The sequence below is a fragment of the Xenorhabdus beddingii genome, assembly GCF_002127545.1.
Lineage (GTDB): Bacteria > Pseudomonadota > Gammaproteobacteria > Enterobacterales > Enterobacteriaceae > Xenorhabdus > Xenorhabdus beddingii.
This window is the reverse complement of sequence record NZ_MUBK01000001.1, coordinates 125,872-138,834: the sequence shown is the minus strand read 5'-3', so window position 1 is coordinate 138,834 and position 12,963 is coordinate 125,872. Positions and strand designations below refer to the sequence as shown.

Genomic DNA, 12,963 nt, shown 5'->3' with positions numbered 1-12,963 from the left:
GTTTTTCGTTCATCATTTACACAGCCCACATTGGTAGCCAAACTACTATAAATGCCAGTGCTACCTGACTGGCATAGTTTCGTTCTAATTTATCGTATCTTGTTGCTATTGCTCGAAAAAGTTTAATTCTGCCAAAGACATTTTCTACCCAATGCCGATAGAGATATAATCCTTTATCGATATTTTTGTTCTTTTCGCGGGTGTTTTTTCGATACGGGATCACGGGAGCAGCACCTTGTTTTCTGATCGTTTTTCTTAGTGCTTCACTATCATACCCTTTATCGGCAATCACCAAAATGAAAGCGTGTGGTGGCAAGGACCTATGTATACCCGAGCCGACAGGATTGTGGACAGTTTGCCTTTCCCGTGTTGGGAAAAACACTCTGCGGGATCGGGGACCAAGGGAGAACGTTGGTACGACTGGGTTTGGGTGCCGCCGGGATGAGAAACAGGAGCGGGCTTATTATATCGTCTATGCCCGCAGAGAACAGGCTGACCTGAAAACCCTGGTTCAGGTGGCAGGGTGTCGCTGGGAAATTGGAAGTGGTTTTGAGGAAACGAAAGGGGAATGTGGCTTGGATCATGATGAAGTGCGGCAATGGCACAGTTGGTATCGGCACATTACCTTATCGCTATTGGCTCATGCGGTTCTGGCGTCTTGCGAATACAGGAGAAAAAAACACCGGCGGGGTTGGTAGCCCTGGGTATCCCGAAACTACGTAAGCTGTTGTCAAAATTGAGGAAAAAAACGGGAGAGGCAGTCGAACCGATTTTACATTGGTCAGACTGGTGGCGACGACACCAATACTATGCACAACAATGTCATTATCGTCGTCGGAATAACCCTATGATGACAGAGCAATTACGACTGTAGTACTAGGGCAAGTCTGTCGCCAAAGCGATTTTTATCTACCAATATCGAATTAGTTAATTACCTTTTGTTATATGTAGTTTGTATTTGTTCTTTCATATTAATTGCCATGCGGCGTTATTCTCCCCCAATCTAAACGTTTTATTTGCAAATTTTACCGATTCTCAAGAGGCTAATAATGGCAGTACCACGTTCGGTTCTTGAACTTATAGGGAATACACCGTTACTAGAACTTACTCATCTGGATACCGGTCCATGCCGGTTGTTCATTAAGTTAGAGAACCAAAATCCGGGTGGATCGATTAAAGATCGTGTTGCGCTTTCAATGATTGAACAGGCCGAAAATCAGGGTTTGTTGAAACCGGGGGGGACTATCATTGAAGCCACGGCGGGTAATACCGGTATCGGGCTGGCATTGGTCGCCGCAATGAAAGGTTATAAGTTGATTTTGGTCGTGCCGGATAAAATGAGTCGGGAGAAAATTTATCACCTGCGGGCACTGGGAACGGATGTGCGCCTGACACGCTCTGATGTGGGGAAAGGGCATCCAGAATATTATCAGGATTATGCGCTGCGCTTATCGAAAGAAATCAGCGGGTCTTATTATATTGATCAATTCAACAATCCTGCGAATTCCTCCGCTCATGCTGCAACGACAGGCCCGGAAATCTGGCAGCAGATGGAACAGCATGTAGATGCGATAGTCGTTGGTGTGGGTTCGGGGGGGACGCTGGGTGGCTTGAGTCAGTATTTTAAGGACGTTTCCCCCCAGACTGAGTTTGTCCTCGCAGACCCCAAGGGTTCCATTCTGGTCGATTATGTTGAACATGGTCGTTATGACGAAGCGGGCAGTTGGTTTGTGGAAGGTATCGGAGAGGATTTTGTTCCTCCCCTTGGTGATTTTTCTCAGGTTAATCACGCCTATAGCATTACCGATGCAGAGGCATTTTCCAGTGCGCGGGATTTATTACTGAAGGAAGGTGTCTTGGCTGGCTCTTCTTCGGGGACATTGCTGGCGGCGGCACTGCGTTATTGCCGTGCACAGACAACGCCGAAACGGGTGGTCACGCTGGCTTGTGACAGCGGCAACAAATATCTGTCGAAGATGTTTAATGATTACTGGTTATTGGAGCAGGGGCTACGTTCACTGCCACAAGAAAATAACTTAAGTGATTACATCACCTATCGTTATCGGGATGGGGCAACGGTTTCAGTTGCACCGCAGGACACTCTGCAACTCGCCCATAGCCGCATGCGTCTTTATGACATCTCACAACTGCCGGTGATCGAAAACGATCAGGTTGTCGGCATTATTGATGAATGGGATCTCATGCATACCATTCAGGCTAATTCCCGCCATTTTTCCCTGCCTGTGACTCAAGCGATGACCAGTCAGATTCAGACTCTGCATAAAAAAGCACCCTTGGCGCAGTTGATTGCGACTTTTGATGCGGGTCATGTCGCTTTGATTGTTGATGATGACAATCGCTTCCTTGGCCTTGTAACTCGTACCGATGTGCTGAACGCATGGCGTCAACAACTCAATTGAACCATTTCTCTTTCAGGAATAAATTAATGACTAAGTTTAATAAGACTCAGTTTAATCAGATTAAGTTTGATACAAAAAGCGTTCATGCAGGCTATGTTCCTGATCATACGGGAGCCGTAATGCCGGCTATCTATGCAACATCGACTTATGCCCAACCCGCCCCCGGCGAGCATACCGGGTATGAGTATTCCCGCAGTGGAAACCCGACGCGCGATGCATTGGAACGAGCGATTGCTGAACTGGAGAATGGAACTCGTGGTTATGCTTTTGGTTCTGGCCTGGCGGCCAGTTCAACCATTCTTGAGTTACTGGATAAAGATAGCCATATCATTGCCGTGGATGATCTTTACGGGGGGACTTATCGACTTTTGGAGAAAGTGCGTCGCCGGACAGCGGGTTTACGGGTCACTTACGTTGCAGCCGGAGATACTGCAGCTCTGGAAGCCGCGATTCAGCCCGATACGAAAATGATTTGGGTGGAAACGCCAACCAATCCACTGTTGAAATTGGTTGATCTGGAAGCTGTCGCACAGATTGCGCAGCGTCACAACATTATCAGTGTCGCAGACAATACTTTCGCTTCCCCTTACATTCAGCGTCCACTCGATTTGGGTTTTGACATTGTTGTTCATTCTGCAACCAAATACCTTAACGGACATTCTGATGTTGTTGCGGGCCTTGCTGTCGTGGGTAACAACACAGAATTGGCAGAGCAGGTTGCATTCCTGCAAAACTCCATTGGTGGCATCCTTGATCCGTTTAGCAGCTTCCTTGTCCTGCGTGGCATTCGGACACTGGCACTGCGTATGGAACGCCATATTGACAGTGCAGGGAAGATTGCGCATTGGTTAGAGCAGCAGCCACAGGTTGAAAAAGTCTATTATCCTGGCCTTATTTCCCATCCTCAGCATGAACTGGCGAAACGTCAGATGCGGGGTTTTGGCGGCATGATTTCCATTGTTTTGAAAGGTGATGAGGATTACACGCGCCGGGTCATTAAGGCATTGCAATTATTCATATTGGCGGAAAGTTTGGGGGGAGTGGAAAGTTTGATTGGTCAGCCATTTACCATGACCCATGCGTCCATTCCGTTGGAAAAACGTCTGGCGGCCGGTATTACGCCGCAGTTGATCCGTATTTCCGTAGGCATTGAAAATGCTGATGATTTGATTGCGGATTTATCTCAGGCGTTTGAGAAAGCGAACGTATAACAGTAAAAAGAGTATAACCAAAGACATTATGCCAAACGTGATATTTTCGTTTGGCATTTTTATTGCGAATAAGATATGTTCAACTTCCAAAAGAGGATAATCAGTTATGGCAATTTTAGATATTCTCACCATTCCGGATGAAAGGCTGAGGCAAAAATGCGTTGATGTCACTGATGTTGATAAAGTTCAGACGCTGATTGATGATATGTTGGAGACGATGTATCACACCGATAATGGTATTGGGCTGGCAGCGCCACAGGTTGGGCGGAAAGAAGCCATTTTGGTCATTGATCTTTCGCCAGACCGCGATCAGCCGTTAGTTTTGGTCAATCCTAAGATTGTTGAACAAGAGCGCCGGGTGTTGAATCAAGAGGGTTGTCTGTCAGTACCGGGATATTATGCCGATGTTGAACGGTTTGAAAAAGTGAAGGTAGAGGCATGGGATCGGTATGGTAAGCCGATAACGATAGAGCGTGAGGATTTTCTATCGATAGTGATGCAGCATGAAATCGATCATTTACAGGGCATTATTTTTATCGATTATTTGTCACCACTGAAAAGGCAGATGGCTCTGAAAAAAGTAAAGAAATATCTCAATAGTAGGAAAAATTGATCTGTTCCTGAAATTATTCTCACCTAATTTAGGCCGCTATCTCATAATCCACTGGTGTCAGATAGCCTAGAGTCGAGTGTTTACTGCGGCGATTGTAAGACATTTCGATATAATTGAATATTGCACTCATCGCCTGTTCTCTGCTGATAAAACCGTCATTCCGCACCTTATTCATAGTTTATTGTTTTTATTAAGAATTAATGCACGGTCAAAATACATTCAATCATTTTAAGATCAATGAATTACAGATATAGCTGCGGAATGTCGGATAAAATTTTTACCCCGCATCAACTCCGTTTTCAGCGTGTGGTAGACGCTTTCCATCGCCGCATTGTCATCACAACAACCTTCCCCTCTTATTGAACAGATTAATGCGTTATATTTCATTTTGTTGTGATAATGATGACTGGCGTATTGATTCCTCCTATCCGAATGGAAATGACCCGCTTTAAGCAACATGTTTTTCAAGTGCCAGTAGGCGCTTTTTAACGTTTTCAAGGTCGTGCCACAACAAAGTGTCAGATCTAATCTGAACTAATACACATTAAAAGGATTTTTATTGGCCGTTCTAGATGGTGTAATTGCTTAATACCTTAAATGGAAAAAACCATCACTGAAATTTTTCTGCTCAGAAGAAGATTTTCCAGTGATGGCTTAGGCAGAATTCGGGGTAAATAAGATCACTATTGCAGCATGAATGTTGTGCGAGTTGATTATATAACAAACTGTTATATCTATATTATTTCAAACCCATGGCATCCCGTATGGTAAAAAACAGATCAGTCTGGTCGGTTAATCCAACAATATTTGCAGCGTGTGGACCATAAGCTGCTACACGTAATTGTGTACCAGTATGTTTCTGAGAAGTTGTTTCTGAATTACCATAACTGACTGTGATAACGGCTTCATCTTTAGTAATCAGTGAACGGGTCAAACCAGGAGCTTTAACATTAGGTTCAATAATCTGACTAGAATGTCCATGATCTGCAGCGACAATCACTAATGTGTCCCCATGTTGTTTTGCAAATTTCAAACCAGCTTGTATTGCCTCATCCAAAGCAATTACTTCACCAATTTGTGCGCACGGGTTTGCCGAGTGCTCATAATCATCAATCAACGCGCTTTCTACTTGCAAAAAGAAGCCATTTTTATTGGTCTTTAGTAGTTCAATCGCTTTTTCAGTCATCTGTACTAGTGTCGGCTGCTGTGGACTTCTTTTCGAATTCAGTTTGCATTTCACAGGAGCTTCGTTAATATTTCCATGATAAATCGCTTTTGGTCCCACCCACATTTCGTGCAAAACTTCCTCATTAAATAATCCCAATAATGGGCTGTTTTGATTTACACCTTTAACCATGTTCAATGATGCGACATCTGTTACCCATTGATATCCTTGTTCCAACGCTTGTTGTTTCAGAGTCTTTCCTGTATTAATGCCAGCCATTGACCGCTGGGAAAAGATATCAATTCCCCCTCCTAATGTAACATCTGCACGTATAGCCAGAAGTTGTTCCGTAATAGAACCTTTACCACCTTTTTCGAGAGCATCATTGGGACATATTTCTGATGTTTCTATTGGCCCATAACATCCACGCTCTGTGACATGAGCATATAATGCTGCAGGTGTGGCATCTTGAACTTCAGCTGTAGTGACATTACCGGTTGCTTTTCCATTCTTTTTTGCTAACTCAAATAAAGTCTGATGAGGCCGACCAAAAACATCAATCGATAGTGCACCATTATAAGTTTTTATCCCTGTCGCCCAGGAAGTAGCTGAGGATGCAGAATCCGAAACATAATTTATTTTTTTGTTTTCTTTATCCAGAGAACAATGAGTATATTGTCCTGTAAAAGGTAGTGCGTCAATTCCTTTGAATCTTCCCCTTGCTCCTTTAGCATAATTACGTGCTAGAGTTATTTCAGAATCCCCCATACCATCACCAATGAACAAAATAACATTCTGAGCTTTTTTATTATTCAATGCAGTACGAAGTGCTTCCGTTTGATCTTGCATAAGTCTACGGGCTCCCCCAAATTCGGTAATACCTACTTTTATTACATTTTCTTCTAATTCGCTCCCATTTTTGTCTAAGCTAGTGATAGCCCATGTGGACAAACTCGTTCCTGAAATTAGAAATACACTAAAAAACTTAATTAATTTTTTTGCATACTTATAAAGCATTAGTATTTCCTATATAAATAAAATAAGTGGATCTTAATAATCACAAATATCAATAAAGTTAAAATAACTAATATTATTAATGCCTGAAAGAAAAAAGATTGTATGCTGCACTTATTGTGTTAATCCAGCGTGTGATTTCTTTTTTTACTGCATCAGCCTGTTGAAGGGGGGAGGGTTTAAGAGCAAACGGAATAAAATGGATCAGCAGAAAAATGCCCGAGACAATGGGTTATTTTGAGTAAGGCGTGGATCCAATGGTTCGTAAAACCTGTGCGGACGTGTTCTGGACGTTGGCCGCCCAGCGTGAGACAGAGTGGTGTGTGCTCTGTCTCTATTACGTGGATAAGCCGATTATGAGTAACATTGGAGGACTTTCATTGCCAGACGGTGGGTTAAATATTCGACGATATCTGCTTCCAAAAGTGCACAGATGTATCACATTACAATGCATCCCCTTGCGGGCGAATGTAATGAACGTATCTCAACAAATTAGCCCTTGGCACAGTGCCGTAATTGTGAGATGAGGCGTTGATCCTCACAAATTTCCGACTTTATAGTCCTTAAAAGCAGGAACTTTTTGCTTCCTGATGACTGGATGATCCACTCATGAAATTTACTCCTTTTGGTGTCTATATTGCAAAACACTTTATAATTTATGTTAATCAATTTCATCAGTTATTATGATGAAAATCACAATATTCAACATTAAATAATTAACATGTTGTTTATTTCTCTTGAGTATATAGTATAAATCAGAACAAAATTATGTTTGTTTTAATTAGTAAAGTATTTAACTTTGTCACTTTTTAAATAATTAGTCCTTCTCATATAACATAAACTAATTAATCATCGCCTTAATTAAAAAGGAGATTATTTATGGTGTCCCAACTTGCAATACATGGCGGTTCTTCTACTCGAACAATGTCCTGGCCAGGGTGGCCTATAAGTACTCCCCAGACTGTAGATAACTTACTTTCTGTTTTAGACAGTCAACGTTGGTCAATAAGTGGCCCTTATCGCGGAACACCTTCTTTTGAACAACGTTTTGCAAAAATGTATGCTCGTTATACCAATTCTCATTATTGTATTCCGGCCTCCAGCGGAACTGCTAGTCTAGCTATAGCTCTAGAAGCCATTGGTGTTGGTGCTGGTGACGAAGTGATTGTACCAGGGTTATCTTGGGTTGCTTCAGCATCAGCCGTCCTTAGCATTAATGCTATTCCCGTGCTCACTGATGTGAATCCGATGACGGGTTGCTTAGATGCAAATGCTGTTGAAAAATCTATCACTCCTCGCTGCCGTGCTATTACCGTTGTGCATCTCGGTTCGGCAGTTGCTGACTTAAATGCCCTGTTACATATCGCAGAAAAATACAATCTGCCACTCATTGAGGATTGCGCTCAGGCGCATGGGGCTCGTTTTGCTGGTCAACATGTTGGTACTTTTGGGATAGCTGGAACGTTCAGCATGCAACACAGCAAGTTGTTGACAAGTGGTGAAGGAGGTGCAGTTCTGACTAATGATGAACAAATTGCTAGACGATTAGCCCACCTGCGTGCAGATGGACGCACACATTAGCAATGTGCCACCTCCGTTAGATCATATGGAGCTATTAGAAACAGCTGAACTGATGGGTTCAAACTATTGCCTGTCTGAATTTCATGCCGCCATTTTACTCGCTCAGTTAGAAAAGCTTGATGCAGAAAATATAACCCGGCGTCGCAATGCCGAATATTTGGATGGATTAATGCAGCAGATTGGCTGTGTTCCTCAGCAAACTACTCCGGGAACCACAGAGCGTGTTTATTATAACTATGCCATTAGGTTACCTGAATCGGTCTTAGCGAAATCCTCAGTGGAAAAACTGGCAGAAGCTCTATCAGCAGAGCTTCATCTCCCCTGTAAACCGATGTATGCATCACTAACTCAATGTTCTTTATACCAACCTTCGAGTAGACGGCGTTTCGCATTAAACCAAGACTTTCAGTCAGCTGTTCAGCCGCAGCGTTTTAGTTTGCCAATAGCGGAAGCATTTGCTCACAGCCATATTACATTACCACATCGCTTTTTGCTTGCTGAAGAACCAGACATGCTTGATGTACAACGTGCTCTGAATAAGGTCATGCACCATGCTGAGCAATTGTGAGTCATCAGCCAACATGGCTTCAACAAAGAACCATCGTTTTGTCTTCATCCGGCATGCAGAAGCAACATGTAATCTACAGGATGAACATGTATTAATCAGTTCAGTAATGCCGGACTCTTCGTTGACTACGGTTGGTCAGCAACAAGCACAGTTATTGGCCAATAGTATCCCCAAGGAATTAATTGGAGGAAAGATATTTAGTAGCCCAATGACCCGAGCAATGCAAACTGCCAACTTCCTCACAACACGACATAATTTACCGTTGGTCTCTGATGAGCGTTTGGAAGAAGTACGCATAGAACCCTCACTGACACCAGCATTAACTCTGTCTGAATGGGATGCAATGCTACAAGAGCGTTTAGATAACCCTACAATTAATGTAAGGCCCGAAGTAGAAACTGTCGCTGAACAAAAAGCACGGGTGACTGATTTTTTATGCCAACGACACCAAGAGCGCGGCAAGGAAAAAGTCACTGTGATCGTTTCCCATGCATTCACTATAGAACTGGCAATTTTTGTGTTGCTGGGATTAGAAGTCTCTCTGCTGCGCCATTGGCGTATACGCATCAGTAATAGTGCCTTGCATATTATAGAGAATGAAGAGATAGGTGGAAAATCGCGGCTCGTACTTACTAACGCGAAAAATCACTTGAGATTATGGCTTTAAGGGTAAGAAGAGAAACGTATGACGGTTAAATTTGAACGATTACAACAACTTTCCCGGCACCCTGATTTTTCAACATTTATTCCACCTTTAGTGGGATTTATAGCTGATAAAGCGCTTGCCATTGTAGAAAGTCACCCACATGTTGATAACATGTTGTTACGCACTCTCTACAGTAATGACATCGCTGAACACCTTGACTGGATTAAACAGGTAGAGGAAGTTTGTGGCCCTCCCCCCTGGATTATTCGTAGTGCCGGTTTGGAAGATGGTAATACCTTCGTCAATGCCGGAGGTTATGCCAGTATCATCTGTCATTGCTCGGCAGATTTTAGCGATACACTTTCTGCGGTAACTTTCAGTGGATTTGAATCTCAGTCCATTGAACAACAGAGATTAAGTGATCCTGATTATCAACCACAACCTATCAGTTGTTTCGTTCAAAAATTGATTGAAGATGCACCGTCAGAAGATATTCCGCCTATCATGGATTCCTTACAGGCTCCTTATCTTATAGCTAATGAATGTCATAATTTATATAAAATTATCAATAAATTACATCAATATTTTTCTGAAACAGCATTAGATACTGAGTGGGTATTGGAAACAGATCATGGTCTGGTATCCGTGACCGGATTAACGTTAAATGGCGTTGAAGGAGTCCGGGGAGAATTGGCCTTCGGTTTTGGTTTTGCGTCTGCACAATCTCCCGGCTCGAGAGTTAATTCTGTTGCTTATCATTGGCCAACTTTAACCTCTCCCCTGTGGCATGGTACGCAATTACGCCAGGTTCATGTGGATAAGATTTGGTTAGTGCAGGTTCGCCCCGCACCGGGATATGCACTTGAACGTCAGGTTGAACAATTAACCTCTGAAATAAAAACGGATCTGGCACGCTGTATGCAAGTATTTCCTGTGGCAGCATTACTGCATCCTACCAAGCCCGCTTTAGGCGCTTTTCTTTCAACATCAACATTAGACGATGCATGGTCGCGTTACCTGAGTCTTTCCCCGTCAGTACAATCCACGCTTGTTGCTGTCTTCGTTGAATCCGGTGTTGCCAGTGAACATGCCGGTATCATGTTCCGCCAGCAAAAATTACCGGTTTTTCTTACCCAGTTAGCCAATATCCCATCGGTTTCATGGGTTGTCATTGATAGTGTGGGAGAGCAAGCCTACTTCAGTACACAAAAACCGCTTATCGAATTGAAAACAGAATCCACTGAAACGGTTAATTTGCCTGCTTCTGTGCAGCGTATATTTGACGATAGTGAGTCCTTACCACCTATTACAGAGCTGACTTCTCAATATCTTTCTGATGTCTTACAAAATACGCTGGCGGGATTGCCAGTTTTAAAGGAAAAAGTAGGTCTTGAACTCAGACAACGTAGCCTTTTCCCAACGGACGCTTGGATACATCATGGTGATACTGTCCGCAGTCCAAGTTTAACGGGTTGGCTGCTCGCAAAAATGGGCGAGGAAGTGATGACGCTTTACCCTTCTTATTGGTCAGCAACGGAAGAAACAACCTATTATCTCTGTGCTTTCAGAGCCAAAACAGCTCCTCAATCGACATTACCGCATTTATGCAAGGCGATCCCTATGTTAGCAGAGAAGGTTAATCAACTAAATGATCTGCGTCTGCTTATGTTATTCATCAAAACCGAAGCATGGATTGAGAAAATACCTGTTCTACCATTAGCACAATGGGTTGATGCGGCAATAATGTCCCCAAATGGGGATGGACCTCTATTACTGGAATGTATGCTTCATGTGCTTGCAGATACAGAGATTCTTCCCATTTATGAAGATACTGACCGAGTAAACATTTTACACGCGTTAGCTGATAAAGTGGGATCCTCACTTTCTGTTCACGAACTGCTTGAAGTCATTCATCATGGTCAGCTACCACCTACCGCACTGGCTAATTTGGTCTGTACCCCCAAAGCATTTGCTGATTATGTTGCTTTTCTGGCACCACTCAGACGTTTTAAAGCCGCCGCTGCACTGGCTGAAGCAAGTGAAGCTGCCGATTTACTACAATCCACAGACCGTATGATGAAAACGCTATATCAAGCGAAATTATCCACTTTGAGAGCACTTTGCCGTATAGGTTTAGTGGATACTTATGATCAGGTGCTCAAGGCAGTGTTAGCCGATTTGGTTGATAGACGCGATGTGAAAACGTATCAAAATTATCTGGATTTACTCAGTGGTTGGATGGCATTTGCCCGGCTATCAACACTTTCTGTCACTGAAAAAGCAGCACTATATTCTTTTCAAAACTGGATAGAACATGCGCGTCATTTTCCAGTGCCTGACACCTTTTACCTTGAATTAAAAGAAGATACTGTGGAACTTTTGGGGGATGATTTCTTACGTTGGCAGTCCTTAATACCCATTGCAGGTAATATGACACCGGAACAACTACCGATAGAAAATGCGCACCAGTTGCATAATTTATTACATCAATGGATGCTAGTTCGTTTCCGGGCTGAATCAGGACCTGAGTTACCTACTCGCTTGCGCAAATTGATCAGTATCGCAGATGGTTTTGGTGATGCTCGTTCTTGCCTGTTAAGGTTATCCAATAATCTCTTTGAGATTTCACTCCCCTTTGTCGTACACAAAGCTGGCTTTCTCTTTAATCAGAAAGAATTGGTTGTGGAATTTTGCGAACTTCCAAATGCACCGGAAGAGGATATTGGTCGTTTACATGTCTTCAATGCCTTAGCGTCACGCATCGCAGAATGGAATCCTCAATGGCAGATATCATCAAATCAGGTCTGTCAGTTCGGCACCTGGACACTTTTCCTGCGCTTAAAGCGTTTTGATGGTTTGCATTGGCAGGACAACGATCTGGAACAATTGGTGCTTTGGCTGCGGGTATTGTTCGATACCGCTTATGATTTCTCCTATGTACCTAACGATGAAGTTTTACATGTGCATGAAATGCTGGGTCATTCTCCCTGGCGTGAATTGTTCCAGACTTATGTCGATTATCGATCTGTGATTGATTTCTCTGTCCAACGTATCACAGTCTATTCATTGCCCTTTGCGTCAATGCTCGCTGCACTCTGCTTGAATGAATTTGTTCGTGATGAGGTCACTCGCGCTTACCTTGCTGGTTTTGACCGTGCCTGGGAGATTTTTCACCGTATTATTGAGCAATTGGAAAAAACAGAAGATGATCAGGAACAGTGGGAGTGTCTTCATACCACCGCCGGACAAATAGGATTGCTCTTTTCAGCAAAATGGCCAGAGCAAACCCTTATGCGGATGGTACAGGAACCCTTATCTCTTGTTGCTGCTGAACGCATTGCTGTCAGTCTGTTACATCGTCGTGATTTGGTGATCACGTTACAACAGTTAATTACCGCACCAGAAAATACGGGATTGCGTAATTTAGTCTTGCATCACGTTCCTTATGTTGCAGTGAATGCTAACTCAGCCGCTGCTATCGCAGATGAAATAGCTATCTGGCAAAGTCAATTTAAACGCTGCAAGGAGTATTTACTTGCCTATCATGCGAATGTACTTACTGAGAGTCAGCGTCAACAGTTTGTCAGGCAACTCAATCTTGTCCCCTATGGCGTAACAGAAGAAATTGAGATGTGTATTCAACAAGCTTTGATTCATATTGCTGTAGAGGAGAAAGGTCGTTTTAAATTGTCTGAAGTTGATCCGATTGCGATTATTAGTGCGATACGCACAAAATGAGGGCAAA

Annotated in this window: 8 protein-coding genes and 3 pseudogenes; 8 read left to right on the top strand and 3 right to left on the bottom strand. The window is 43.1% G+C overall.

The genetic code is table 11. The features are described from left to right. Positions 1–16: 16 nt before the first annotated feature. Positions 17–292: pseudogene (locus Xbed_RS00610) on the bottom strand (transposase); the annotation flags it as partial. Between Xbed_RS00610 and Xbed_RS00605 the strand changes: the two are divergent. The 4 genes and pseudogenes from Xbed_RS00605 to def all read left to right on the top strand — a co-directional run. Further along, positions 293–691: pseudogene (locus Xbed_RS00605) on the top strand (IS701 family transposase); the annotation flags it as partial. A 358-nt stretch (positions 692–1,049) separates the two neighbouring features. Continuing rightward, a complete protein-coding gene (locus tag Xbed_RS00600) occupies positions 1,050–2,420 on the top strand; it encodes a pyridoxal-phosphate dependent enzyme (RefSeq protein WP_086111018.1) in 1,371 nt (456 codons plus the stop codon). A gap of 26 nt (positions 2,421–2,446) precedes the next feature. Then, the gene (locus Xbed_RS00595) at positions 2,447–3,631 is read left to right on the top strand and encodes a trans-sulfuration enzyme family protein (RefSeq protein WP_086111017.1); all 1,185 of its coding nucleotides are present in this window, start codon (positions 2,447–2,449) and stop codon (positions 3,629–3,631) included. A gap of 106 nt (positions 3,632–3,737) precedes the next feature. Continuing rightward, the gene (def, locus tag Xbed_RS00590; RefSeq protein ID WP_086111016.1) at positions 3,738–4,244 is read left to right on the top strand and encodes a peptide deformylase; all 507 of its coding nucleotides are present in this window, start codon (positions 3,738–3,740) and stop codon (positions 4,242–4,244) included. A 28-nt stretch (positions 4,245–4,272) separates the two neighbouring features. On the opposite strand, the pseudogene Xbed_RS00585 reads toward def, so the two are convergent. Beyond that, positions 4,273–4,395 (bottom strand): annotated as a pseudogene (locus Xbed_RS00585) (IS3 family transposase); the annotation flags it as partial. A gap of 588 nt (positions 4,396–4,983) precedes the next feature. Further along, on the bottom strand, positions 4,984–6,426 hold the full coding sequence (phoA, locus tag Xbed_RS00580; RefSeq protein ID WP_086111014.1) for an alkaline phosphatase: 1,443 nt from the start codon (positions 6,424–6,426) through the stop codon (positions 4,984–4,986). Positions 6,427–7,302: 876 nt separating this feature from the next. Between phoA and Xbed_RS20465 the strand changes: the two genes are divergently transcribed. The 4 genes from Xbed_RS20465 to Xbed_RS00565 are packed head-to-tail and all read left to right on the top strand — an operon-like array spanning position 7,303 to position 12,956. Further along, positions 7,303–8,004, top strand: a complete 702-nt coding sequence (locus Xbed_RS20465; protein WP_208612162.1) for an aminotransferase class I/II-fold pyridoxal phosphate-dependent enzyme — start codon at positions 7,303–7,305, stop codon at positions 8,002–8,004. Next, positions 7,988–8,572, top strand: coding sequence for a DegT/DnrJ/EryC1/StrS family aminotransferase (locus Xbed_RS20460; protein WP_208612161.1), 585 nt, complete (start codon positions 7,988–7,990; stop codon positions 8,570–8,572). Before Xbed_RS20465 ends, Xbed_RS20460 begins: the two co-directional genes overlap by 17 nt. Before the next feature lie 13 nt (positions 8,573–8,585). Next, a complete protein-coding gene (locus Xbed_RS00570) occupies positions 8,586–9,239 on the top strand; it encodes a histidine phosphatase family protein (RefSeq protein ID WP_208612160.1) in 654 nt (217 codons plus the stop codon). A gap of 18 nt (positions 9,240–9,257) precedes the next feature. After that, complete coding sequence (locus Xbed_RS00565) at positions 9,258–12,956, top strand: hypothetical protein (protein WP_086111012.1); 3,699 nt, start codon at positions 9,258–9,260, stop codon at positions 12,954–12,956. Positions 12,957–12,963: the final 7 nt, after the last annotated feature.

Excerpts from the sequence above, each read along its gene's own strand:
- Xbed_RS00600 (WP_086111018.1), top strand. The coding sequence starts at position 1,050 with ATGGCAGTACCACGTTCGGTTCTTGAACTTATAGGGAATACACCGTTA.
- Xbed_RS00595 (WP_086111017.1), top strand. The coding sequence starts at position 2,447 with ATGACTAAGTTTAATAAGACTCAGTTTAATCAGATTAAGTTTGATACA.
- def (WP_086111016.1), top strand. The coding sequence starts at position 3,738 with ATGGCAATTTTAGATATTCTCACCATTCCGGATGAAAGGCTGAGGCAA.
- phoA (WP_086111014.1), bottom strand. The coding sequence starts at position 6,426 with ATGCTTTATAAGTATGCAAAAAAATTAATTAAGTTTTTTAGTGTATTT.
- Xbed_RS20465 (WP_208612162.1), top strand. The coding sequence starts at position 7,303 with ATGGTGTCCCAACTTGCAATACATGGCGGTTCTTCTACTCGAACAATG.
- Xbed_RS20460 (WP_208612161.1), top strand. The coding sequence starts at position 7,988 with ATGGACGCACACATTAGCAATGTGCCACCTCCGTTAGATCATATGGAG.
- Xbed_RS00570 (WP_208612160.1), top strand. The coding sequence starts at position 8,586 with ATGGCTTCAACAAAGAACCATCGTTTTGTCTTCATCCGGCATGCAGAA.
- Xbed_RS00565 (WP_086111012.1), top strand. The coding sequence starts at position 9,258 with ATGACGGTTAAATTTGAACGATTACAACAACTTTCCCGGCACCCTGAT.